This window comes from Streptomyces sp. NPDC037421 (assembly GCF_055602105.1).
Map to the genome: position 1 here is coordinate 42,550 of NZ_JBVJWV010000004.1, position 24,490 is coordinate 67,039.

Annotated in this window: 19 protein-coding genes; 11 read left to right on the forward strand and 8 right to left on the reverse strand. The window is 71.8% G+C overall.

Annotation, left to right across the window (positions count from 1 at the left end):
* Nucleotides 1-462 precede the first annotated feature (462 nt).
* On the reverse strand, nucleotides 463-3,609 hold the full coding sequence (ileS, locus tag ACZ7IF_RS07755) for an isoleucine--tRNA ligase (RefSeq protein WP_470964736.1): 3,147 nt from the start codon (nucleotides 3,607-3,609) through the stop codon (nucleotides 463-465).
* A gap of 556 nt (nucleotides 3,610-4,165) precedes the next feature.
* Here ileS and ACZ7IF_RS07760 point away from each other — a divergent pair.
* The 5 genes from ACZ7IF_RS07760 (at nucleotide 4,166) to ACZ7IF_RS07780 (ending at nucleotide 8,780) form a co-directional block, all read left to right on the forward strand.
* The gene (locus tag ACZ7IF_RS07760; RefSeq protein WP_470964739.1) at nucleotides 4,166-4,960 is read left to right on the forward strand and encodes a TraR/DksA family transcriptional regulator; all 795 of its coding nucleotides are present in this window, start codon (nucleotides 4,166-4,168) and stop codon (nucleotides 4,958-4,960) included.
* A gap of 86 nt (nucleotides 4,961-5,046) precedes the next feature.
* Entirely contained in the window at nucleotides 5,047-5,613 is a 567-nt protein-coding gene (gene lspA / locus ACZ7IF_RS07765) for a signal peptidase II (RefSeq protein ID WP_470964742.1), read from the forward strand.
* A 64-nt stretch (nucleotides 5,614-5,677) separates the two neighbouring features.
* A complete protein-coding gene (locus tag ACZ7IF_RS07770) occupies nucleotides 5,678-6,619 on the forward strand; it encodes an RluA family pseudouridine synthase (protein ID WP_007263598.1) in 942 nt (313 codons plus the stop codon).
* Entirely contained in the window at nucleotides 6,616-7,086 is a 471-nt protein-coding gene (locus ACZ7IF_RS07775; RefSeq protein WP_470964747.1) for a GNAT family N-acetyltransferase, read from the forward strand. Before ACZ7IF_RS07770 ends, ACZ7IF_RS07775 begins: the two co-directional genes overlap by 4 nt.
* Before the next feature lie 101 nt (nucleotides 7,087-7,187).
* Nucleotides 7,188-8,780 (forward strand): Na+/H+ antiporter, encoded by a 1,593-nt coding sequence (locus ACZ7IF_RS07780; RefSeq protein WP_470964751.1) that lies wholly within the window; start codon nucleotides 7,188-7,190, stop codon nucleotides 8,778-8,780.
* 21 nt (nucleotides 8,781-8,801) lie between these two features.
* Here ACZ7IF_RS07780 and ACZ7IF_RS07785 read toward each other — a convergent pair whose 3' ends face one another.
* On the reverse strand, nucleotides 8,802-9,839 hold the full coding sequence (locus ACZ7IF_RS07785) for a mechanosensitive ion channel family protein (protein WP_470965519.1): 1,038 nt from the start codon (nucleotides 9,837-9,839) through the stop codon (nucleotides 8,802-8,804).
* Between the two features lie 73 nt (nucleotides 9,840-9,912).
* Between ACZ7IF_RS07785 and ACZ7IF_RS07790 the strand changes: the two genes are divergently transcribed.
* Entirely contained in the window at nucleotides 9,913-10,482 is a 570-nt protein-coding gene (locus ACZ7IF_RS07790) for a dienelactone hydrolase family protein (RefSeq protein WP_385765239.1), read from the forward strand.
* Between the two features lie 69 nt (nucleotides 10,483-10,551).
* Here the strand turns inward: ACZ7IF_RS07790 and ACZ7IF_RS07795 are convergent, their stop codons facing one another.
* The 5 genes from ACZ7IF_RS07795 to ACZ7IF_RS07815 form a co-directional block, all read right to left on the reverse strand.
* A complete protein-coding gene (locus tag ACZ7IF_RS07795; protein ID WP_470965522.1) occupies nucleotides 10,552-11,517 on the reverse strand; it encodes a zinc metalloprotease in 966 nt (321 codons plus the stop codon).
* Nucleotides 11,518-11,740: 223 nt separating this feature from the next.
* Nucleotides 11,741-13,390, reverse strand: a complete 1,650-nt coding sequence (locus tag ACZ7IF_RS07800) for an alkaline phosphatase D family protein (protein WP_470964754.1) — start codon at nucleotides 13,388-13,390, stop codon at nucleotides 11,741-11,743.
* A 127-nt stretch (nucleotides 13,391-13,517) separates the two neighbouring features.
* Nucleotides 13,518-14,312 carry a DsbA family protein gene (locus ACZ7IF_RS07805; protein ID WP_470964758.1) on the reverse strand — a complete coding sequence of 265 codons (795 nt, stop codon included), beginning with the start codon at nucleotides 14,310-14,312 and terminating at the stop codon, nucleotides 13,518-13,520.
* A gap of 74 nt (nucleotides 14,313-14,386) precedes the next feature.
* Nucleotides 14,387-15,076, reverse strand: a complete 690-nt coding sequence (locus tag ACZ7IF_RS07810; protein WP_470964761.1) for a hypothetical protein — start codon at nucleotides 15,074-15,076, stop codon at nucleotides 14,387-14,389.
* A gap of 84 nt (nucleotides 15,077-15,160) precedes the next feature.
* The gene (locus ACZ7IF_RS07815) at nucleotides 15,161-16,486 is read right to left on the reverse strand and encodes a DUF2252 domain-containing protein (RefSeq protein WP_470964764.1); all 1,326 of its coding nucleotides are present in this window, start codon (nucleotides 16,484-16,486) and stop codon (nucleotides 15,161-15,163) included.
* 169 nt (nucleotides 16,487-16,655) lie between these two features.
* Here ACZ7IF_RS07815 and dnaE point away from each other — a divergent pair, with 169 nt between their 5' ends.
* The gene (dnaE, locus tag ACZ7IF_RS07820) at nucleotides 16,656-20,198 is read left to right on the forward strand and encodes a DNA polymerase III subunit alpha (protein WP_470964767.1); all 3,543 of its coding nucleotides are present in this window, start codon (nucleotides 16,656-16,658) and stop codon (nucleotides 20,196-20,198) included.
* Between the two features lie 86 nt (nucleotides 20,199-20,284).
* On the opposite strand, the gene ACZ7IF_RS07825 is transcribed toward dnaE, so the two are convergent.
* Nucleotides 20,285-20,449 (reverse strand): hypothetical protein, encoded by a 165-nt coding sequence (locus ACZ7IF_RS07825; RefSeq protein WP_470964770.1) that lies wholly within the window; start codon nucleotides 20,447-20,449, stop codon nucleotides 20,285-20,287.
* Nucleotides 20,450-20,663: 214 nt separating this feature from the next.
* Between ACZ7IF_RS07825 and ACZ7IF_RS07830 the strand changes: the two genes are divergently transcribed.
* Genes ACZ7IF_RS07830 through ACZ7IF_RS07845 form a run of 4 tightly spaced genes read left to right on the forward strand, consistent with a single transcriptional unit; the run spans nucleotide 20,664 to nucleotide 24,435 of the window.
* On the forward strand, nucleotides 20,664-21,950 hold the full coding sequence (locus ACZ7IF_RS07830; protein ID WP_470964773.1) for an NYN domain-containing protein: 1,287 nt from the start codon (nucleotides 20,664-20,666) through the stop codon (nucleotides 21,948-21,950).
* A gap of 28 nt (nucleotides 21,951-21,978) precedes the next feature.
* Nucleotides 21,979-23,016, forward strand: coding sequence for an ABC transporter ATP-binding protein (locus ACZ7IF_RS07835; RefSeq protein WP_470964776.1), 1,038 nt, complete (start codon nucleotides 21,979-21,981; stop codon nucleotides 23,014-23,016).
* Nucleotides 23,013-23,795, forward strand: coding sequence for an ABC transporter permease (locus ACZ7IF_RS07840; protein ID WP_470964778.1), 783 nt, complete (start codon nucleotides 23,013-23,015; stop codon nucleotides 23,793-23,795). Before ACZ7IF_RS07835 ends, ACZ7IF_RS07840 begins: the two co-directional genes overlap by 4 nt.
* A 28-nt stretch (nucleotides 23,796-23,823) precedes the next feature.
* On the forward strand, nucleotides 23,824-24,435 hold the full coding sequence (locus ACZ7IF_RS07845; protein ID WP_470964781.1) for a hypothetical protein: 612 nt from the start codon (nucleotides 23,824-23,826) through the stop codon (nucleotides 24,433-24,435).
* Nucleotides 24,436-24,490 lie beyond the last annotated feature (55 nt).

The window sequence follows — 24,490 nt, forward strand, 5'->3', positions numbered from 1 at the left end:
ACACCCACCCCCCCCCCCCCCCCCCCCCTCTTCCCCCCCCCCCCCCCCCTCCCCCCCCCCCCCCCCCCCCGCCCCCCCCCCCCCCCGGCCCGTTTCGCCTTCTGCCGCTCGCGGCGGCTCGGCCTTGGGGGCCTTGCCGGCTTCGCGCCGCGGGCTCCGGCCCGCTGTGCCGGACTCCGTCCGGCGGCCTGCCGGGCGGGGCGGGGCGGGTGCCGCGGGCCGGGGCCGGTGGTCGTCTGCGGGTGGTCGGCCGCTGCGCGGGGCCGGGTCCCCCGCCCGCCCTTCGCCCGTTCCTCCCCCAGCCACCGCTGGGAGGTGCCCCCAGGGGCTGCGGCCCCGGACCCCTTCCGGGGGCTCCGCCCCCAGACCCCGCGCCTCAAACGCCGGCGAGGGGACCAGAGAAGGCTGTGGCCCGGCCCCCCTCGGCAGGGGGACCGGGCCACAGCTCTGCGCCGGGAGGCGTTACGCCTTGCGGAGGCGGAACGTCAGGGACAGGGGCTCGTCCGTGAACGGGTCACCGTACGCGGCATCGGCCTCGCCGGACGCGTAGTCCGTGGCCAGGACCTCGTCCGAGATCAGGGCCGCGTGGTCCGTGAGGGCCGTCACGACCTCCGGGTCGGAAGAGGACCAGCGGAGGGCGATGCGGTCCGCCACGTCCAGGCCGGAGTTCTTCCGGGCCTCCTGGATCAGCCGGATCGCGTCACGGGCCAGGCCCGCCAGCCGCAGCTCCGGGGTGATCTCCAGGTCGAGGGCGACCGTCGCACCGGAGTCCGAGGCCACCGACCAGCCCTCGCGCGGGGTCTCCGTGATGATGACCTCCTCCGGGGAGAGGGAGATCTCCTCGCCGTTCAGCGAGATCGTCGCCGAGCCGGAGCGCAGGGCCAGGGACAGCGCCGCCGCGTCCGCCGCGGCCACGGCCTTCGCGACGTCCTGGACGCCCTTGCCGAAGCGCTTGCCCAGCGCCCGGAAGTTGGCCTTGGCCGTGGTGTCCACCAGCGAGCCGCCGACCTCGGACAGGGAGGCCAGGGAGGAGACGTTCAGCTCCTCCGTGATCTGCGCCTGGAGCTCCGGGGACAGCCCGTCGAAGCCCACCGCCCCGACCAGCGCGCGCGACAGCGGCTGGCGGGTCTTGACGCCGGACTCGGCGCGGGTGGCGCGGCCCAGCTCCACGAGGCGGCGTACCAGCAGCATCTGCTGGGAGAGGACCGGGTCGATGGCCGAGGTGTCGGCCACCGGCCAGGTGGAGAGGTGGACCGACTCCGGCGCGTCCGGGGTGACCGGGACGATCATGTCCTGCCAGACCCGCTCCGTGATGAACGGGGTGAGGGGGGCCATCAGGCGGGTCACCGTCTCGACCACGTCGTGCAGCGTGCGCAGCGCGGCCGCGTCGCCCTGCCAGAACCGGCGGCGCGAGCGGCGCACGTACCAGTTGGACAGGTCGTCCACGAAGGCGGAGAGCAGCTTGCCCGCGCGCTGGGTGTCGTAGGCCTCCATCGCGTCCGTGACCTCGGTGACGAGGGTGTGGAGCTCGGAGAGCAGCCAGCGGTCGAGGACCGTGCGGTCGGCCGGCGCCGGGTCGGCGGCGGAGGGCGCCCAGTTCGACGTACGGGCGTACAGGGCCTGGAAGGCGACCGTGTTCCAGTACGTGAGGAGCGTCTTGCGGACGACCTCCTGGATCGTGCCGTGGCCGACGCGGCGCGCCGCCCACGGGGAGCCGCCGGCCGCCATGAACCAGCGCACCGCGTCGGCGCCGTGCTGGTCCATGAGCGGGATCGGCTGGAGGATGTTGCCCAGGTGCTTGGACATCTTGCGGCCGTCCTCGGCGAGGATGTGGCCCAGGCAGACCACGTTCTCGTAGGACGACTTGTCGAAGACGAGGGTGCCGACCGCCATGAGCGTGTAGAACCAGCCGCGCGTCTGGTCGATCGCCTCCGAGATGAACTGCGCCGGGTAGCGCTTCTCGAAGATCTCCTTGTTCTTGTACGGGTAGCCCCACTGCGCGAACGGCATCGAGCCCGAGTCGTACCAGGCGTCGATGACCTCCGGGACGCGGACGGCGGTCAGGGTGCAGCCCTCGGCCGTGCACGTGAAGGTCACGTCGTCGATGTACGGGCGGTGCGGGTCCAGGGCGGAGTGGTCCTGCCCGGACAGCTCGCTCAGCTCCGCGCGGGAGCCGACGCAGGTGAGGTGGTTCTCCTCGCAGCGCCAGATGGGCAGCGGGGTGCCCCAGTAGCGGTTGCGGGAGAGCGCCCAGTCGATGTTGTTGTTGAGCCAGTCGCCGAAGCGGCCCTGCTTGACCGAGTCCGGGAACCAGTTGGTCTTCTCGTTCTCCCGCAGCATCGCGTCCTTGACGGCGGTGGTGCGGATGTACCAGGACGGCTGCGCGTAGTAGAGCAGCGCGGTGTGGCAGCGCCAGCAGTGCGGGTAGCTGTGCTCGTAGGCGATGTGCCTGAAGAGCAGGCCGCGCGCGTCGAGGTCGGCGGTCAGGCGCTCGTCGGCCTTCTTGAAGAAGACGCCGCCGACGAGCGGGACCTCCTCCTCGAAGGTGCCGTCCGGGCGGACCGGGTTCACGACGGGCAGGCCGTACGCGCGGCAGACCGCGAGGTCGTCGGCGCCGAAGGCGGGGGACTGGTGGACCAGACCGGTGCCGTCCTCCGTGGTCACGTACTCGGCGTTGACCACGTAGTGGGCCGGCTCCGGGAACTCGACCAGCTCGAAGGGGCGCTGGTAGGTCCAGCGCTCCATCTCCTTGCCGGTGAAGGTCCGGCCGGTGGCCTCCCAGCCCTCGCCGAGCGCCTTCTCCAGCAGCGGCTGGGCGACCACGAGGTTCTCCTCGCCGTTCGTGGCGACGACGTAGGTGACCTCGGGGTGGGCCGCGACGGCGGTGTTGGAGACCAGGGTCCAGGGGGTGGTGGTCCACACGACCAGCGCCGCCTCGCCGGCCAGCGGGCCGGAGGTCAGCGGGAAGCGGACGTAGACGGAGGGGTCGACGACCGTCTCGTAGCCCTGGGCCAGCTCGTGGTCGGACAGACCGGTGCCGCAGCGCGGGCACCAGGGGGCCACGCGGTGGTCCTGGGTCAGCAGGCCCTTGTTGAAGATCTCCTTCAGCGACCACCAGACGGACTCGACGTACTCGGGGTCCATGGTCCGGTAGGCGTCGTCCAGGTCGACCCAGTAGCCCATGCGGGTCGTGAGCTCGGTGAACGCGTCGGTGTGGCGGGTCACGGACTCGCGGCACTTGGCGTTGAACTCGGCGATGCCGTACGCCTCGATGTCCTGCTTGCCGTTGAAGCCCAGTTCCTTCTCGACGGCCAGCTCCACGGGCAGGCCGTGGCAGTCCCAGCCGGCCTTGCGGGCCACGTGGTAGCCGCGCATGGTGCGGAAGCGGGGGAAGACGTCCTTGAAGACGCGGGCCTCGATGTGGTGCGCGCCGGGCATGCCGTTCGCGGTGGGCGGGCCCTCGTAGAAGACCCACTCGGGGCGGCCCTCGGACTGCTCCAGCGTCTTGGCGAAGGTCTTGCTCTCGCGCCAGAAGTCGAGGACGGCGTGTTCGAGTGCGGGCAGGTCGACCTGGGCGGGTACCGGGCGGTACTGGGGCGGTGTGGTCATGAGGCTGAACTCTTCCTCCGGCGGTGTGTCACTTCCGTCCGGAGGGACGAGAGCGTCTGCTGCTCCCGCGGTACCACCCTCCTTGGCCTCCGGACGGGTCCGGCGGCCCCCTCATTGGGGTGCGAAGCCGGTTCTACTCGCCGTACGGGGATCCGTGCGGGCTTTCTTCCGGCGGCTCCGGGGTGATCCTTCGCATCGCGCTCGCCCCCGGGCTCTCACCGTCCCCGGGTCGCTCCTGGCTGCGTCCGACGCTACTCGTCCCCATCCATGCCTTTCGCTGCGCCCAGTGTACGGGCCGGGGCGCGGGTCGGCAGACCGGTTTTGCGGAGGCCGGCGGCGCGTCGCGGGGCGGTCCGCGGCGTGACCCGGATGGGCTGACGGGCGGCTCCGGGATCCACTGGGGCGGGTGGGGCGGATTACCGGGCTCCCCGCTGGGCACAACGGATGCAGGTTGACCTCGACGGACGCGTGCCCCGTTGCCGTGGGGTCGGAGGCGATTTATCGTTCCGGCACGATCTGCGAACAAGATCACAGTATGTGAAAAGGGGCCGCGGCCATGGTGGCGAAGAAGACGGGGACACGGGAGGTGGCCGAGCCCGCGGTCAAGAAGGCGGCCGGAAAGGCCCCGGCGAAGAAGGCCGCCGCGAAGAAGGCCGCCGCCGAGAAGACGGCGGTGAAGAAGGCCCCGGCGAAGAAGGCGGCCGCCGCCGAGAAGGCACCGGCCGAGAAGGCGGCGGCGAAGAAGCCGGCGGCCGCGAAGGCCCCGGCCGAGCCGGCGGCCGGGCGTACCACGAGCAAGGCCGCGGCCAAGACGGCCGCGTCCGAGGGGGCGGCCCCGGCCGCGCGGAAGACGGGAGCTCGGAAAGTGGTTGCCAAGAAGACTGCGGGTACGGCCAGGAAGACGGCCGGGACCGCCACCAGCGGGCTCCCCAAGGTGAAGGCCGCCACGGCCCCCGGCGAGCTCGCCGTGCGCGAGGGGGAGGACCCCTGGACCCCCGGGGAGGTCGCCGAGGCGCGGGGCGAGCTGGAGAGCGAGGTGCTGCGGCTGCGGGCCGAGCTGGACGCCTCCGAAGTGGCCATCTCGGGCCTGATGCGGGACTCGGGCGACGGCGCGGGCGACGACCAGGCCGACACCGGCACCAAGAACATCACCCGGGAGTCGGAGCTGGCCCTCGCCGCGAACGCCACGTCGATGCTGGAGCAGACCGAGCGGGCCCTGGAGCGCCTGGAGGCGGGCACGTACGGCCTCTGCGAGAACTGCGGCCGGCCCATCGGCAAGGCGCGCATGCAGGCCTTCCCGAGGGCGACCCTGTGCGTGGACTGCAAGCAGAAGCAGGAGCGGAGGCACTAGCCAGGACCTACGCGTACTGACGTACTCTCGTGTCTCGTCGGGATGAAGGTTCCCGTACCTGGTTCGAGCTAGTTCGAGGGACTCACGTGGCAGAGGCGGAGCGCATCATCGGTATGCCGGAAGTCGGGGACGACGCCGAGCCGCAGTCGGAGCCCGCCGCGCCCCGGGGGCGCAGGCGGATCGCCGCGCTGCTGGTCGTCGCGGTGCTCGCGTACCTGCTCGACCTCGGCAGCAAGATGGTCGTCGTGGCCAAACTGGAACACCAGCCGCCGATCGAGATCGTCGGCGAGTGGCTGAAGTTCTCCGCCATCCGCAACCCCGGCGCCGCCTTCGGCATCGGCGAGGCCTTCACGATCATCTTCACCGGCATCGCCGCGACCGTGATCGTGGTGATCGTCCGGCTGTCCCGCAAGCTGTACAGCCTGCCGTGGGCGATCGCCCTGGGCCTGCTGCTGGGCGGTGCGCTGGGCAATCTCACCGACCGGATCTTCCGTTCGCCGGGCGTGTTCCGGGGTGCGGTCGTCGACTTCATCGCGCCGGCCCACTTCGCCGTGTTCAACCTCGCGGACTCGGCGATCGTGTGCGGAGGGATCCTGATCGTCCTGCTGTCCTTCAAGGGCCTGGACCCGGACGGCACCGTCCACAAGGACTGATCGCGGAGCCGGTCGTGGAGCTCGGGCGGGCATGCCCGCGCGTCGAGTCCTGCATACTCGACAGGTGAGTACGATTCCCGAGATCCGCACCCTGCCCGTTCCCGATGGCCTCGAAGGCGAGCGCGTCGACGCCGCCATCGCCCGTATGTTCGGTTTCTCCCGGACGAAGGCGGCCGAGCTGGCGGCGGAGGGGAAGGTCTCGGTCGACGGCAGCGTCGTCGGCAAGTCCGAGCGCGTCCACGGCGGCGCCTGGCTGGAAGTCGAGATGCCCGCCCCGCCGCGGCCCGTCGAGCTCGTGGCCGAGCCCGTGCCCGGCATGGAGATCATCCACGACGACGACGACGTCGTGGTCATCATGAAGCCGGTCGGTGTCGCCGCCCACCCCAGCCCCGGCTGGACCGGCACCACCGTCATCGGCGGCCTCGCCGCCGCCGGCTACCGGATCTCCACCTCCGGCGCCTCCGAGCGCCAGGGCATCGTGCACCGCCTCGACGTCGGCACCTCCGGCCTGATGGCCGTCGCCAAGTCCGAGCGCGCCTACACCTCGCTGAAGAACCAGTTCCGCGAGCGCGTGGTCGACAAGCGCTACCACGCGCTGGTGCAGGGCCACCCGGACCCGATGAGCGGCACGATCGACGCGCCGATCGGGCGCCACCCGAGCGCCGACTACAAGTGGGCGGTGACCCAGGACGGCAAGGCGTCGGTCACCCACTACGACCTCATCGAGGCCTTCCGGGCCGCCTCCCTGCTGGACATCAAGCTGGAGACGGGCCGCACGCACCAGATCCGCGTGCACATGTCCGCGCACCGCCACCCCTGCGTCGGCGACCTGACCTACGGGGCCGACCCGACCGTCGCGAAGCGGCTCGGGCTGACCCGGCAGTGGCTGCACGCGGTGCGGCTCGGCTTCGAGCACCCGGCCGACGGGCAGTGGGTGGAGTTCGAGAGCGGCTACCCGGCGGACCTGCAGCACGCGCTGGATGTGATCCGGGCCGAGAGCCAGTGACCGCCGTCTCCGTGAGGGTGGCCTCCTCGGAGGCCGACCTGGCGGCCTGCTACGCCGTGCGGACCGAGGTGTTCGTGGTGGAGCAGTCCGTTCCGGAGTCGATCGAGTACGACGCGTACGACGCGGTCGCGGTGCACGTACTGGCCGTCGGCGCGGACGGCGAACCGCTCGGCACCGGCCGACTGCTGTACGGGCCCGAGGCCCTGGCCAAGACCGGCTCCCCGGAGGCCGGCTCCCTGGGGCGGCTGGCCGTACGCAAGTCCGCGCGCGGGCTGGGCGTCGGGGTGGCGCTGGTCCGCGCGATCGAGGCGGAGGCCGGGCGGCGGGGGCTCGCCGTGGTGTCGCTCGGCGCGCAGACGCATGCGCTGGGCTTCTACGAGCGGCTGGGGTACGAGGCGTACGGGCCGGAGTTCGACGACGCGGGCATCCCGCACCGGGCGATGCGCCGAGCGCTGACTCCTTCCTGACGCGCCGGACTCCTTCCTCGGGCCCGGGGCGGGGAGGCTCCGCCCAGCGGGACCCCGCGCGCCCCTGCGGGGGTGGGGCGGCGGGCTGACAGGGTGGGGGAGTGGATCAGCTCGCTCTGCTCTTCGCGCTGCTGCTCGGGGCCGTGGTGACCGTACCGCTCGGGGACCGGCTCGGGTTGCCCGCGCCCGTGCTGATGACCCTCGGCGGGGTCGGGCTGGCGCTGGTGCCGGTCGTTCCCAATGTGGACGTCCCGCCCGAGTTCATCCTGCCGCTGGTGCTGCCGCCGCTGCTGTACGCCTCCGCGCAGCGCACTTCCTGGCGGCAGTTCGCCGCAAACTTCCGGCCGATCCTGCTGCTGGCCGTGGCCCTGGTGTTCGTGACCACCGCCGCCGTGGCCGGGGTCGCGCACGCCGTCGTGCCCGGGCTGCCGCTGGCCGCCGCCGTCGCGCTCGGCGCTCTCGTCGCCCCGCCCGACCCCGTCGCGGCCACCGCCGTGGCCGGGGCGCTCGGGCTGCCGCGCCGGATGGTGTCGATCCTGGAGGGCGAGGGCCTGTTCAACGACGTCACCGCCATCGTGCTCTACCACGTCGCCGTCGCCGCCGCCGTGAGCGGCGGCTTCTCCTGGCCCGACGCGCTCGGGGAGTTCGTGCTGTCCGCCGTGGTGGCGGTGGCCGTCGGGCTGGCGCTCGGCTGGGCCGCGAACCGGCTGATGGGCCGGCTCGGCGACGCCACGCTCCGGATCGGGCTGACGCTGCTGGTGCCGTTCGTGGCGTACGTGATGGCGGAGGAGCTCCAGGGCTCGGGGGTGCTGGCCGTGCTGACGACGGCCCTGTTCCTCGCCGAGTACGCGGGTGATGCCGATGACGTGCTGGGGCGGCTCGCCGGGCACACCTTCTGGGAGATCGTCGACATGCTGGTCACCGGGGTGGCGTTCGGGCTGATCGGGCTGGAGCTGCACAACGTCTTCGGGGTGGCCGGGGGCCGCGAGCGGGACATGGCCGGCTGGGCGGCGGCGGTGATCGCGGTGGTGGTCGGCGTACGGCTGGTCTGGCTGCTGCCCGCGGCCTGGCTGGCGAAGAAGCTGCACCGGCGCCGCGACTACGACGAGGAGATCCCGCTGAGCTGGCGGGAGAGCCTCGTGATGTGGTGGGCCGGGATGCGCGGGGTGGCCTCGGTGGCGCTGGCCCTGGCCCTGCCCTTCCGTACCGACTCCGGGGAGCCCTTCCCCGCGCGGGACGAGATCGTCTTCATCGCCTTCGCGGTGATCATGACCACGCTGGTGTTCCAGGGGCTGACCCTGCCGTGGCTGGTGCGCCGGCTGGGGGTGGAGGCGGACGCGGACGTGGAGCGGGAGACCGAGCGGCGGCTGGCGCTGCGCGCGGCGAAGGCGGCCAAGCGGCGGCTCAGGGAGATCGAGGAGGTCGAGGACCTCCCCGAGGACCTGGTCGAGATCCTGTACCGGCGCGCTTACGACGTCGGGGCCAGGATCAGCCCGGACCTGGTCGACGAGGAGCGGCGGGAGGCCTACGCGAAGCGGGTGGAGCGGATCCGCGACGTGCAGCGCATCCAGCGGGAGATGATGTCCGCCGCCCGGCACGAGGTCCTGGCGGCGCGCAGCGAACCGGGCTCCGACCCGGAGATCGTCGACCGGGTGCTGCGGCACCTGGACGTACGGAGCCTGCGCAGCCCGTAAGCCGGGCGGCAGTCGGCCCCGCTATTCGGGGCGGGCCGCCTCCGAGGTGGTGACGCGGGGGAGGGCGTACGGGTGCTGGGCGGCGAGCCAGGCGATCAGCCGCTCGCGGACCGCGCAGCGCAGGGTCCACACGTCGTCGGCGTCCTTCGCCGTGACCACCGCGCGGACCACGATGGTGTGCGGGGTGGTGTCGGTGACGGCCAGGCTGCCGGTGCGGCCGTCCCACTCGGGGATGTCCTTGAGGAGCTCGGCGAGCTTGTCCCGCATGAGGGGGACCGGCGCCGAGTGGTCCAGGTGCCAGAAGACCGTGCCGGTCATCTGGGCGCCGCCGCGCGACCAGTTCTCGTACGGCTTGCTGGTGAAGTACGAGACGGGCATCGTGATCCGGCGCTCGTCCCAGGTGCGCACCACCAGGAAGGTCAGGGTGATCTCCTCGACCTTGCCCCACTCCTTGTCGACGACCACCGTGTCCCCGATGCGCACGGTGTCCCCGAAGGCGATCTGCAGGCCGGCGAACAGGTTGCCGAGGGAGGCCTGCGCGGCGATGCCCGCGACGATGCCGAGCACCCCGGCGGAGGCCAGCACCGAGGCGCCGACCGTGCGCATCGGCGGGAAGGTCAGCAGCATCGCGGCGGCGGCGACCACCACGGCCACGGCGGTGAGCACCCGCTGGATCAGCGTGACCTGGGTGCGGACCCGGCGCACCCGGGCGTCGTCGGGGGAGGCGGCGGCGTAGCGGGCGTACGTGGCCTCGACGACCGCCGCCGCGATGCCGACGAGCAGCCAGGCGGTCGAGGCGATCTGGACCAGGGTCAGGGCGTGGCCCACCCCGGCCGCGTGGGCGGGGAGGATGCCCGCGGGGCGGTACGCGGCCTGGAGCACCGCGGTGGCGAGGACGAGCCGGAAGGGCAGGCCGCAGCGGCGCAGCAGGCCCCACAGCGGGGTTTCGGTGTGCCGGGCGTCGGCCTTGCGCAGCAGCAGGTCGAGCACCCAGCCGGCGATCAGGGTGAGGACCAGGGCGGCGCCGACGACCAGGACGGGACGCAGGACGTTCTCCATCTCCATGCTGGAGAACGTATCCACGGGGCGCCCCCGGACTCCTGCTTTCCGCGCGAATGGCACGATGGAGGGCATGAACATCATGCTCTTCCATTCGACGTACGGGCTGCGGCCCGCGGTCCACGCCGCGGCCGACCGGCTGCGCGCGGCCGGGCACGAGGTCCAGGTGCCGGACCTCTTCGAGGGCCGTACGTTCGCCACGTTCGAGGAGGGTGCGGCCTACCAGGAGGAGGTGGGCCGCGACGAGCTGCTCAAGCGGGCGGTGCTGGCGTCGGCGCCCTTCTCCGACCGGGGCCTGGTCTACGCGGGCTTCTCCTTCGGCGGCTCCGTCGCGCAGCACCTGGCGCTGGCCGACGACAAGGCGCGCGGTCTGCTGCTCCTGCACGGCACGGCGGACCTGGACGAGGACGCCTCTGCCGACGAGCTGCCGGTGCAGCTGCACATCGCGGACCCGGACCCGTACGAGACGCACGACTGGCTGACCGCCTGGTACCTGCGGATGCGGCGGGCCGGGGCGGACGTGGAGGTGCACGGCTACGCGGGCGCGGGGCACCTGTTCACGGACCCGGACCTGGAGGACTACGACGCGGAGGCCGCCGAGGAGACCTGGAAGGCCGCACTGGCGTTCCTCGACACGCTGTAGGGACACGGGCGATGCCCCCCGGCGCAGGGCGCCGGGGGGCATCGTCGTCGGTGCGGTGGACCCGGTGGGTCAGCCGCGGTAGGCGGTCCACATGCTCTTCATGCGCGAGACCTGGCCCGCGGAGAACTGGTACATGCAGGAGTCGTACGTGTAGTCCATGAAGTTGTGGATCGGGTCGACGCCGGCCTTGCTGGCGCAGGAGTCGCGGCCGGTCGGGCACTCGAAGGCCGCGCTCTTCTCGGCCGGGGTGTCGGAGACGGAGTCGCCGCTGCCCGTGCAGCCGCCCTGGAAGGTGTGGTACAGGCCCATCCAGTGGCCGACCTCGTGGGTGGCGGTGTCGCCCTCGTTGTAGTTGGCGGCGGAGCCGCCGGGCAGCGAGGTGTTGAGGAGGACCACGCCGTCCATCTTGGGCTGGGAGGCGTAGGAGCTCGGGAAGGTCGCCCAGCCGAGGAGGCCGCCGCCGAGGTTGGCGGTGTAGATGTTGAGCGCGTTCTTGTCGCCCTTGCGCAGGGCGTTCTTCATGTCCTTCTCGGCCTGGGTGCCGTCGGAGACGTTGTACCAGGCGGCGTTGTCCGTGTAGTCGGTGCCGGCCAGGGTGAACTGGAAGCCGGAGTCGACGTTGCCGCTGCCCTGGCCGCTGTAGGCGGCGTTGAGGACGGCGATCTGGTTGTTGATGTCCGTGGCGGTCAGCTTTCCGGCGGTGCCGGAGGTGATGACGTGGACGTACACCGGGATGTTCGTGGCGGCGGTGGCGAGCGAGGCGCCCGCACCGGAGCCGAAGACCTGCTGCGGGGACAGCTGGATCTGGCCGAGCTTCTTCTTCAGGTCGGCGTCCATGGCCTTGACCTGGGCCTCGCTGACCTCGTTGGGCTCGGCCGCGTGGTCGTCCTTGGGCTTGGCGACACGGGCGTTGGCAGGGGCGGAGCCCTGCTCGGCACAGGCCTCGGCGCCGGTCTTGGAAGCAGCCGCGGCGACCGTGGTGGGGGCGGTCAGCGGGGCGAACGCCAGGGTGGAGGCCAGGACGGCCGTACCCATGAGGCGGCGGCGGAGAAGGGGGGATATGCGGGCGGCAGCGCGCACGATGGCTCCTCGGCAAGCGTGGTGGGGGGTGAGGGATTTCCTCACGCTGGCCGGAAGTTTATGTGTGCATGTCATCAAGATGGCAAGTACCCGTAGGTTAAAGATTTGTTGCCGATGTGGCGGATGGGGCTCCTGGTCTGCACCAGGAGCCCCCTTCCGCAGCAGATTTGACGGGGGGTCAGTTAACCGGACGGTCGGCCCGTTCCACCTTCTGGCTGCCGTTCAGCGTGCGGTACGAGCGGGCCCAGGAGGAGCTCGCGTCCTGCCGCCGCTTGTCCGAGACCACGTAGTAGTCCATCTGTGAGCGCTCGGCCGTCACGTCCAGCACGCCGTAGCCGTGCGAGTCCATGTCCAGCCACTTCACGTGCCAGTTCGCCGCCTTGACGGCGCCTTCCGCCACGACCGAGAGGGTGTGCGGCGCCACGTGCAGCATGTCGTCGATGTTGTCGGAGGTCACCGAGGTGACCACGAACTCGGTGGCCACCGTGCCCGAACCCGGGTACGTCGCCATGTTCACGGGGACGTCGTTCGCCCACGCCATGTGGATGTCGCCGGTCAGGAACACCGTGTTCTTGATGTTCCGGTCCTTCAAGTGGCCCAGGAGTTCCTTGCGGTCGTCCGTGTAGCCGTCCCACTGGTCCGTGTTGACCGCGATCCCGCCCTCGGGCAGGCCCAGCAGGTGCGCGAGCGGCTTCAGCAGGTGCGCGGGCAGCGAGGCGAAGGCCACCGGCGAGATCATCACCGAGGTGCCGACCAGCTTCCAGGTCGCGTTCGAGGCCGCCAGCCCGGACTTGAGCCAGTCCAGCTGGGCGCGCCCGGTGAGGGTGCGCTCCGGGTCGTCCACCGAGCCGCTGCCCGTCTTGGCCTGCTGCGAGCGGAAGGAGCGCAGGTCCAGCAGGTGCAGGTCGGCGAGGGTGCCGAACTGGAGCCGCCGGTAGACGGTACCCGCGATGGAGGGGCGTACGGGCATCCACTCGAAGTACGCCTGCTTGGCGGCGGCCGCGCGGGCCGCCCAGTCGCCCTCGGCGTCCGGGGTGTGGTTCCCGGCGCCGTCGGACCAGGAGTTGTCGGCGAACTCGTGGTCGTCCCAGATGGCCACGATGGGGTGGGCCGCGTGCAGGGCCTGGAGGTCGCCGTCCGTCTTGTACTTGCCGTGCCGGGTTCGGTAGTCGGAGAGCGAGACGATCTCGTTCTTCGGCTCGTGCTGGCGTACGACGTACTTGGCCTCGGGGTAGCCGCCGGTCTGGTACTCGTAGATGTAGTCGCCCAGGTGCAGCACCGCGTGCAGGTCGGTGCGGGCGGCCAGGTGCCGGTACGCGGAGAAGTAGCCGGACTCCCAGTTGGCGCAGGAGACCACGCCGAAGCGGATGCCGGGCGTGGTCGTGCCGGCCGCCGGGGCGGTCAGGGTGCGGCCGGCCGGGGAGACGGTCCCGCCGGCGGTGAACCGGTACCAGTACGGGGTCTGCGGCCGCAGGCCGCGCACGTCCGCCTTGACGGTGTGGTCGGAGGCGGCGGTCGCGGTGACGGAACCGCTCGCGACGATCCGGGAGAAGGCCTTGTCCTCGGCCACCTCCCAGCCCACCGCGGTGGCCGGGCCCAGGCCGGAGCCGGGTATCGCTTCGGGAGTCGGGGTGACGCGGGTCCAGAGCAGGACCCCGTCGGGCAGGGGGTCGCCGGAGGCGACGCCGTGGAGGAAGGCGGGCGCGGCCCCCGCCGCGTGGGCCGCCTGGGCGCCGAGGGTGGTGATCGGCGCGAGCGCGGCCGTGGCCGCGGCGGCCAGGACGACCGTACGGCGGCGCGGGTGTGAAGGGGTGAGATGACTGGTCACGGCCGATCATATTACTGATCGGTATGTGGCTTGGAACAGCCACGGAACGGCAACGGGCGGGCGAACTCCGAGAGCTCGCCCGCCCGTTCGTGACGGTTCCGGTGTGATGTCCGGATCTGTCAGGTCATCAGCCCGCGAGCGCCTTGTCGATCGCCGCGGTGAAGGCCTCCGGCGTCGCCGGGGTCTCGATCTTCTTGCCGTCCATCTTCAGCGTCGGGGTGCCCGTCACCCCGGACTTGTTGAAGGCGTCCGACATGTCCATCGCCCACCGGTCGTAGGTGCCGTCCTGGACCGCCTTCTTGAACTCGGCGTTGTCCTTCAGTGCCGGGACGGTGTCCGCGACCTTCAGCAGGTAGTCGTCCTTGGCGAAGGCGTCGTTCGTCTCCTCGGGGTGCAGCGCCTTCGAGTAGAGCGCGCCCTTGTAGTCGAGGAAGGCCTGCGGGCTCACGTTCAGGGCCGCGCCCAGCGCGCTCAGGGCGTTCTTCGAACCCTCGCCCTTGACGCCGTTGTCGATGAAGGTCGCGCCGAAGTAGCGGAGCTTGTACTTGCCCGCGTCCACGTCCTTCTTGACCTGCTCGCCGACCGACTGCTCGAAGGCGGCGCAGGCCGGGCAGCGCGAGTCCTCGTACAGCTCCAGGGTCTTCTTCGCCTCGGGCTTGCCGATGACCACGGTCAGGCCGTCCTCGCCCGTGGTGTTCTTCGGCTTGACCAGCTCGGCCTTGGCGGCCTTGTCCCAGTAGCCGGGCTCGTTGGCCTGGACGACCGCGTAGCCGACGCCGCCGGCCAGTGCGAGGACCGCGACGACCGCGCCGGCCACGACCAGCTGGCGGCGGGCCTTGTCCTTCTTCGCCTGCTGCTCGCGCTCGATGCGCAGCCGCTCGCGGGCGGCGGCCTTGTTCTGCTGGCTGTTGCGTGAACTCATGATGATCTCCGTGGAACGGGAAGGGACGAGAGGGCTCTCCCCCGGCTGCCGCTGGGAGGTGCTCCGGTACGCGCTCAGGCGCTCGCGAGCGCCGCGCGTACGGGAGGGCCCCGCCGGCCCACGGAATGCGCCGGGAAGCGGGTACGGGCCACCGTGCCGCGGAACACCGGCCGCAGCGCCCGCCCGGCCCGCCCGGGGACGGCCCCGGCCGAGGCGGCGGCCAGCAGCAGCGGCCGGAACGCGAAGGCGGCGACCGCCCGCAGCAGCCGCACCAGGGCCCGCTCGCCGTGCCGCAGCCAGGCGGCGGCCACCAGCCCGACGGTGACGTGCGCACCGAGCAGCAGCCAGGGCGTCCACGGCCCCGGCGAGGCCAGCAGCGCCGCCGGATCCCCGGCGGGCCCGGCCACCCCGGTCAGCGGGCCGCCCACCGGGGTCCCGCCGCACAGCTCGTCCAGGCCCAGCGCGCGCAGCGGCCCGGCCACCGGGCCGCCCGCGGGGCCGTAGCAGAGGTGCTGGCCGGCGGTGAAGACGGTGTCGGCCGCCAGCTCCAGCGGCACCAGCAGCCCGGCGATCGGGCCGAAGCCCCGCTCCCGGCCGGCCAGTGCGAAGGCGATCGCGAAGACCCCGGCGAAAGCCCCGGCGACCATCGCGGGCGGCAGCGGGACCCGGGACATGAGCACGTGGGACCCGGCCGAGAGCAGCACGACGAGCGCGCTGAACAGCGCGGCCCGCAGCCCCCGGATCCTCACCCCTGATATGTCCATCGCCGCGAGTCTGCCATGAGTTCCTGTGAGGGAGGCGCCCCGGTCCCTGTGAATCAGCGCCCGGAGCACCTCGCGCCCCAGGACTTACGACATGATCCGGCCGTTGCGGAACAGGTCCACGAAGATCTGGTGGTCGGCGCGCGCCCGGGCCCCGTAGGCGTGGGCGAAGTCGACCAGCAGCTCCGGGAAGCCCTCCTCGTCGGCGGCGATCACCGCGTCGATGGCCCGCTCGGTGGAGAACGGCACCAGGGACTGCCCGCTCTCGGCCTCGTCCGCCGAGGCGTGCATGGTGGCCGTGGCCCGGCCCAGGTCCGCCACCACCGCCGCGATCTCCTCCGGGTCGTCCAGGTCCGACCAGTCCAGGTCCACCGCGTACGGGGAGACCTCCGCGACCAGCTGCCCGGCACCGTCCAGCTCGGTCCAGCCGAGCCACGGGTCGGCGTGCGCCTGGAGGGCGCGCTGCGAGATCACCGTGCGGTGGCCCTCGTGCTGGAAGTACTCCCGGACCGCCCGGTCGGTGATGTGCCGGGACACGGCCGGGGTCTGCGCCTGCTTGAGGTAGATCACGACGTCGTTCTCCAGGGCGTCGCTGTGCCCCTCCAGCAGGATGTTGTACGAGGGCAGGCCCGCCGAGCCGATGCCCACGCCCCGGCGGCCCACCACGTCCTTGACCCGGTAGGAGTCGGGGCGCACCAGGGACTCCTCCGGCAGGGTCTCCAGGTACCCGTCGAAGGCGGCCAGCACCTTGTACCGGGTGGCCGCGTCCAGCTCGATCGCCCCGCCGCCCGACGTGAAGCGGCGCTCGTGGTCGCGGATCTCGGTCATCGAGTCCAGCAGGGCGAAGCGGGTGCGGGCGCGGGCCGCCCGCAGGGCAGCCAGCAGGGCGCCGTCGGCGGTGTCCAGGGTGAAGGAGGGGACCTCCTCGTTCTTCGCGCCGGTCGCCAGCTGGTGGATCCGCTCCCGGTAGGCCGCCGCGTAGGTCCGCACGAGGGAGCTGATCTGCTCGTCGCTGAGCGCCTTGGTGTAGCCGATCAGGGCGACGGAGGCGGCGAAGCGCTTGAGGTCCCAGGTGAAGGGGCCCACGTACGCCTCGTCGAAGTCGTTCACGTTGAACACCAGCCGGCCGTTGGCGTCCATGTACGTGCCGAAGTTCTCGGCGTGCAGATCACCGTGGATCCACACCCGGCCGGTGCGCTCGTCCAGGAAGGGGCCGCCGTGCCGGTCGCGCTCCAGGTCGGCGTAGAAGAGGCAGGCCGTGCCCCGGTAGAAGGCGAAGGCCGAGGCCGCCATCTTCCGGAACTTGACCTGGAAGGCAGCGGGGTCGGCGGCGAGCAGCTGACCGAATGCGGTGTCGAACACATCGAGTATCTGCTCGGCGCGCTGCTCGTCGGTGGTCTCGGTGACCGCCATGGCGGATGCCTCCTGGTGCAAGGGGTGGTACGGCTTCTGACCGACTGGACGCCGGACCGGTCTTCCCGGTTCTGCAACGCATGACCGTACCCGTCGGTGCCCCGGGTCTGTCACTCCTGGGACGTAGGATTCATAGCTGCCGCCCCTCTCTCCTCAGGAGGCCCCCACCGTGACCAAGACGCCGTTCACGCACCTGCACGTCCACACCCAGTACTCGCTGCTGGACGGTGCCGCGCGGCTGAAGGACATGTTCGCTGCCTGCAATGAAATGGGCATGACGCACATCGCCATGTCCGACCACGGCAACCTCCACGGGGCGTACGACTTCTTCCACACCGCGCAGAAGTCCGGGATCACCCCGATCATCGGCATCGAGGCGTACGTCGCCCCCGAGTCCCGGCGCAACAAGCGCCGCATCCAGTGGGGCCAGCCCCACCAGAAGCGGGACGACGTCTCCGGTTCCGGCGGTTACACCCACAAGACGATCTGGGCGGCGAACGCCACCGGCCTGCACAACCTCTTCCGGCTGTCCTCCGACGCGTACGCCGAGGGCTGGCTCACGAAGTGGCCGCGCATGGACAAGGAGACCATCAGCAAGTGGTCCGAGGGCCTGATCGCCTCCACCGGCTGTCCCTCCGGCGAGCTCCAGACGCGCCTCCGCCTCGGCCAGTTCGACGAGGCCCTGAAGTCGGCCTCCGAGTACCAGGACATCTTCGGCAAGGACCGCTACTTCCTGGAGCTGATGGACCACGGCATCGAGATCGAGCGCCGCGTCCGGGACGGCCTCCTGGAGATCGGCAAGAAGCTCGGCATCCCGCCGCTGGTCACGAACGACTCGCACTACACCTACGCGAGCGAGGCCGGCGCCCACGACGCCCTGCTGTGCATCCAGACCGGCAAGAACCTCTCGGACCCCGACCGCTTCCGCTTCGACGGCTCCGGCTACTACCTGAAGTCGACCGACGAGATGTACGCGATCGACTCCTCGGACGCCTGGCAGGAGGGCTGCGCCAACACGAAGCTGGTCGCGGACCAGATCGACACCGAGGGCATGTTCAAGTTCCGGAACCTGATGCCGAAGTTCGACATCCCGGAGGGCTACACCGAGGTCACCTGGTTCCGCGAGGAGACCATGAAGGGGATGCACCGCCGCTTCCCGGGCGGCATCCCCGAGGACCGCATGAAGCAGGTCGAGTACGAGATGGACACGATCATCTCGATGGGCTTCCCCGGCTACTTCCTCGTGGTCGCCGACTTCATCATGTGGGCCAAGAACCAGGGCATCGCGGTGGGCCCCGGCCGAGGCTCCGCGGCCGGCTCGATCGTCGCGTACGCCATGGGCATCACCGACCTCGACCCGATCCCGCACGGCCTGATCTTCGAGCGCTTCCTGAACCCCGAGCGCGTCTCCATGCCCGACGTCGACATCGACTTCGACGAGCGCCGGCGCGTCGAGGTGATCCGGTACGTCACGGAGAAGTACGGCGCCGACAAGGTCGCCATGATCGGCACCTACGGCACCATCAAGGCCAAGAACGCGATCAAGGACTCCGCGCGCGTCCTCGGCTACCCCTACGCCATGGGCGACCGGCTCACCAAGGCCATGCCCGCCGACGTCCTCGGCAAGGGCATCCCGCTCTCCGGCATCCTCGACCCCTCGCACCCCCGCTACGGCGAGGCCGGCGAGATCCGCGGGATGTACGAGAACGAGCCCGACGTGAAGAAGGTCATCGACACCGCCCGCGGCGTCGAGGGCCTGGTCCGCCAGATGGGCGTCCACGCCGCCGGCGTGATCATGTCCAGCGAGACGATCACCGACCACGTACCCGTCTGGGTGCGGCACACCGACGGCGTCACCATCACCCAGTGGGACTACCCGAGCTGCGAGTCGCTCGGCCTGCTGAAGATGGACTTCCTCGGCCTGCGCAACCTCACGATCATGGACGACGCCGTCAAGATGGTGAAGGCCAACAAGGGGATCGACATCGACCTCCTGGCCCTCCCGCTCGACGACCCCAAGACCTTCGAGCTCCTCGGCCGCGGTGACACCCTCGGCGTCTTCCAGTTCGACGGCGGACCCATGCGCTCCCTGCTGCGCCTGATGAAGCCCGACAACTTCGAAGACATCTCCGCCGTGTCCGCCCTGTACCGGCCGGGCCCGATGGGCATGAACTCGCACACGAACTACGCGCTGCGCAAGAACAAGCAGCAGGAGATCACCCCGATCCACCCCGAGCTGGAGGGGCCGCTCGAAGAGGTGCTCGCGGTCACCTACGGCCTGATCGTCTACCAGGAGCAGGTCCAGAAGGCCGCCCAGATCATCGCCGGGTACTCCCTCGGCGAGGCCGACATCCTGCGCCGCGTGATGGGCAAGAAGAAGCCCGAGGAGCTGGCGAAGAACTTCGTCATCTTCGAGGAGGGCGCCAAGAAGAACGGCTTCAGCGACCAGGCGATCAAGGCCCTCTGGGACGTCCTGGTCCCCTTCGCCGGCTACGCCTTCAACAAGGCCCACTCGGCCGCCTACGGCCTGGTCTCCTACTGGACCGCCTACCTCAAGGCGAACTACCCGGCGGAGTACATGGCGGGACTCCTCACCTCGGTCAAGGACGACAAGGACAAGTCCGCGATCTACCTCAACGAGTGCCGGCGCATGGGCATCAAGGTGCTCCCGCCGAACGTCAACGAGTCGGAGTCCAACTTCGCCGCCCAGGGCGACGACGTGATCCTCTTCGGCCTCACCGCCGTGCGCAACGTCGGACAGAACGTCGTCGACTCGATCATCAAGACCAGGAAGTCCAAGGGGAAGTACTCCTCCTTCCCCGACTTCCTCGACAAGGTCGAGGCCGTCGTCTGCAACAAGCGCACGATCGAGTCGCTGATCAAGGCCGGCGCCTACGACGAGATGGGGCACACCCGCAAGGGCCTGGTCGCCCATCACGAATCGATGATCGACAACGTGGTCGCGGTCAAGCGCAAGGAGGCCGAGGGACAGTTCGACCTGTTCGGCGGAATGGGTGAAGAGGACGGCGGCGACGAGCCCGGCTTCGGCCTCGACGTGGAGTTCTCCGACGTCGAGTGGGAGAAGTCCTACCTGCTCGCCCAGGAGCGCGAGATGCTCGGCCTCTACGTCTCCGACCACCCGCTCTTCGGCCTGGAGCACGTCCTGTCCGACAAGACGGACGCCGGAATCTCCCAGCTCACCGGCGGGGAGCACTCCGACGGCGCCGTCGTCACCATCGGCGGCATCATCTCGGGCCTCCAGCGCAAGATGACCAAGCAGGGCAACGCCTGGGCCATCGCCACCGTCGAGGACCTGGCCGGCTCCATCGAGTGCATGTTCTTCCCCGCGACCTACCAGCTCGTCTCCACCCAGCTGGTCGAGGACACCGTCGTCTTCGTCAAGGGCCGCCTGGACAAGCGCGAGGACGTCCCCCGGCTGGTCGCCATGGAGATGATGGTCCCCGACCTCTCGTCGGCCGGCACGAACGCCCCCGTCGTCCTCACCATCCCCACGGTCAAGGTCACCCCGCCGATGGTGACCCGTCTGGGCGAGATCCTGCGCCACCACAAGGGCAACACCGAGGTGCGGATCAAGCTCCAGGGCCCGCGCACCACCACCGTGCTGCGCCTCGACCGGCACCGGGTCCAGCCCGACCCCGCCCTCTTCGGCGACCTCAAGGTGCTGCTCGGCCCCTCCTGCCTGGCCGGCTAGCCGGCACGGGGGCGCGTACGCGCGTACGGAAGGGGCCCCACCGGCGACGCTGCCGGTGGGGCCCCTTCCGTCGTCCGCGCGCGGCGTCAGTTGTGGCCGAAGCGCTTCTGCTTGCTCTTGTGGGCCATGTCCAGCGGGCTCGGCGACTGCGAGGAGCGCTCTTCCGGCGAAGCCTCGGTCGAACTGCGCTCCGGGGTGGACGAACGCTGTTGCTGCTTGGCGGGCTGCTTCTGGTTCTTGTTCTTGGCCATGGAATGCCTCCGTGGGGGGTGTAGGGGCCAGGGCCGCCTTCACATTCACATACCGCCACAAACCCCGCATTTTGGATCATTGCCGTGCGTGGTGGGGCTCGCTTTCGAGGCCCCCCCGGGAGATACGCCACGCCGATGATCGAGTTCCGGCCGTCAACACCCTTGCGGTCGGGCAGACTCGGGGAAAACCTGTCGAGGACCCCCACGGAAGAGGGTGGAACGCGTGGACCGCTGCGTCGTCCTGGTGGACGCCGGATACCTGCTGGGCGCCGCCGCGAGCCTCCTCGCCGGGGAACCCTCCCGCTCCCGCATCACCGTCGACCACTCCGCCCTCATCCAGGGCCTGCGCGAGCGCGCCGAGGCCGACACCCAGCAGCCCCTCCTGCGGATCTACTGGTTCGACGGCGCCCCCGACCGGGTCCCCCAGCCCGAGCACCGCCGGCTGCGCGTCATGCCCCGCGTGACCGTCCGGCTCGGCGCCCTGACCCGCAGCGACGGCCGCTGGGCGCAGAAGGGCGTCGACGCCGCCATGCACGCCGAGCTCACCGAACTCGCCCGCAACCGGGCCTGCTCCGACGTGGTCCTCGTCACCGGCGACGGCGACCTGCTGCCCGGACTGATGTCCGCCAAGGAACACGGCGTCGCCGTCCACCTCTGGGCCGTGCAGGCCGCCGACGGGGACTACAACCAGTCCGAGGACCTCGTCGCCGAGGCCGACGAGCGCCGCGTCCTCGACCGGGCCTGGATCACCCGCGCCGTCCGCGCCCGCGACCTCGCCGGACTCTGCCCCCCGCCGCCCGCCCCGCGCCCCGAGATCGCCGCGATCCTCTCCGCGCCCCTGCCCGAGGCGGCCCTCGCCGAGGCCGCCCGCAACGGCGCCCCCGCCACCCCCGAGGCCCGCCCGACCGGAGCACCCGTACCGGCCCCCGCCACCGAAGGGGCCAAGCCCGTCCCCACCCCCAAGGACCTCGCCGCGCTCCGCGCCCCCGCCCCGGTCCCCGCCGCCGCGCCGGCCGGCCACGCCGCCGCCAGCCCGGCCGGCAGCGCCCTGCGCTGGTCCTCGGACAAGGGCTGGGTCGACCGCGCCGGCCCGCTCGGCGAACCGGCCGAGACCGCCTCACTGCCCACCCTCGCCCAGCTCACCAGCGCCGAGCAGCGCTGGGCCGACCGCGAGGAGGACATCACCACCGTCGGCGGCGACCCCTTCGAGGTCGGCCAGGTCTTCGCCCGGCGCTGGATGGAACGCCTCCCGGAAGCCGCCCACCTGCAGAGGCTCGCCACCATGTACCCCCGCGTCCCGCACCGCATCGACGGGGAGCTGCTGCGCTACGCCGCCCGGTTCGGGCTCCTCGCGCACAAGGACGACCAGATCGACGAGCACGACCGCTACGCCATCCGTGCCGGGTTCTGGAGGGAGATCGACGTGCGTGCCGCGGCCGAGCACGTGGGCGGTCCGGCGGCGGCCGTACCCGGGGCGCCGATGACCCCGGCGGCCGAGTAGGGCCGGAAGCCGCGTAGGCTGCTCCCTCGTGAGTACGGGCACAGCACAGGCAGGAACAACCACGGCGGCGGCCGACGGAGCCGCTTCGGACGTGGTCTGCGCGGTGCGTGACCTGGTCAAGACGTACCCCGCCGTACGCGGCCGGCGCGGGGCCCCCGCCCTGCCCGAGACCCGCGCCAACGACGGGATCTGCCTGGAGGTCCGGCGCGGCGAGGTCTTCGGCCTGCTCGGCCCCAACGGCGCCGGCAAGTCCACCCTGGTCCGCCAGCTCACCGGGCTGCTGCGGCCCGACTCCGGCTCCGTGACCATGCTCGGCCACGACCTCGTACGCCACCCCGAGCGGGCCTCCCGGCTGCTGGCCTACCTCGGACAGGAATCCACCGCCCTCGACGAGCTCACCGTCGCGCTGGCCGCCGAGACCACCGGCCGGCTGCGCGGGCTCGGCGCACGCGAGGCGCGGGCCGTACGGGACGACGTACTGGAGGAGCTCGGCCTCACCGGGATCGCCGCGCGCCCCCTCAAGAAGCTCTCCGGCGGACAGCGCCGGCTGGCCTGCTTCGCCACGGCGCTGGTGGGGGAGCGGCCCGTCCTCGTCCTCGACGAGCCGACCACCGGCATGGACCCGGTGGCCCGGCGGGCCGTCTGGGAGGCCGTGGACCGCCGCCGCCTCGCCCAGGGGGCCACCGTCCTGCTCGTCACCCACAACGTCATCGAGGCCGAGACCGTCCTCGACCGGGTCGCCGTCGTCGACCAGGGCAAGGTCATCGCCTGCGACACCCCGGCCGGCCTCAAGGCCCGGGTCTCCGACGAGGTCCGCCTGGAGCTGGTCTGGCGCACGGCCCCGCCGCCGGACGTGCCCGAGGTCGCCGCGCTCGCCGCGAAGGCCGCCGAGTCCGGCCGCCGCTGGGTGCTGCGGCTGCCACCGGACGAGGCCCGCGCGGCCGTCGCCGCCGTCACCGGCGGCCCGGCCTTCGCGGCCCTCGACGATTTCACGTTGGCCACGCCGAGCCTGGAGGACGTGTACCTCGCGCTGGGCGGCCGGATGAAGGGTCTGGTCAAGTCGTGACCACCGCTGCCGCCCCCGTCGGGGTCCTGGCTCCCAGGGCGCGGCTGTTCCCCGCCCTCGCCGCCGTCTACCGGGCCCAGCTGTCCCGGGCGCGGGTCGCCCGGATACCGCTGCTGTTCGTCGCCACCTTCCAGTCCGTCGGGATCATGATCCTGATGCGGGGCGTGGTCGACGGGGGCGGCGGCTCGGAGGCCCGGGCCGTCGTCGCCGGCTCCTCGGTCCTCGTCGTCGCCTTCGTCGCGCTGAACCTGCTCGCGCAGTACTTCGGGCAGCTGCGGGCCGGCGGCGGCCTCGACCACTACGCCACCCTGCCCGTGCCGCCCGCCTCGGTGGTGCTCGGAGCCGCCGCCGCCTACGCCTCCTTCACCCTGCCGGGGACGCTGGTGACGGCCGTCTTCGGCTGCGTGCTGTTCGGCCTGCCGATGGGCGGGCTGTGGATCCTCGCCGCCGTCGTCCCCCTGGCCGGGGCCGCGCTCGCCGGACTCGGCGCCGCGCTGGGGCTGCTCGCGCCGCGCCAGGAGCTGGCCACCCTTGCCGGGCAGCTGGGCATGTCGGCGGCGCTGCTGCTGGGCGTGCTGCCCGCGGAGCGGATGCCGGACGTCATCGTGTGGGCGCGGGACCTGCTGCCGTCCACGTACGGGGTCGAGGCCTTCGCGGAGACCTTCGCCCCGCACCCCGACTGGACGGCCGTCCTGCTCGACCTCGGAGTGTGCGCGGCCGTCGGGGTGCTGTCGCTGACCCTCGCCACCTGGGCGTACCGGCGGGCCGCGGTCCGCTGACGCCGGTCGCCGCCGCACCTGGCACGATGTGGGGGTGACCGAAGCCGTGACCCCGCAGCAGCAGCCGACCGTCCCCCCGCTCCCCGAGCCGGAGGCCGCCGTCACCCCGGCGGACATCCGCGACGGGGCCGCCGTCACCCTGGTGGTGGGCGTGTCCGGGGTGCTCCTCGGGCTGCTGTGGATGTGGCTCGCGCCGCGCGTGCAGTACGTCTCCAACGGTGAGGCCGTCTTCCTGCGCAACACCGAGAGCGAGGCGCGGATCGGCGCCGACGGGACCTTCTTCCTGCTGGCCCTGGGGCTCGGCGCGCTCAGCGCGGTCGGGGTGTTCCTGTGGCGCCGGCGCGGGGGCGTCCCCCTGGTGATCGGGCTGGCCCTCGGGGCCTGCTTCGCCTCCCTGGTGGGGTGGCGGCTCGGGCTCTGGCTGAGCCCCGGCGCGGACGTCCCGGCCACCGCCGCCAAGGCGGGCAAGGGCGTACCGTTCGACGCGCCGCTCCAGCTCCTCGCGTACGGGGTCCTGCTGGTGTGGCCGATGGCGGCCGTCGCCGTGCACCTGGGCCTGACGGCCCTGTGGGGTCCGCGCGACCCCGAGCCGAAGCCCTGGGAGGGCACGTACCCCCCGCCCCACGTCCACTCTTCCTGACGCGGGTGGCCTGCCGCCGCGCGGGGCCGGTTCCCCCACCCGCCCTCCGCCCGTT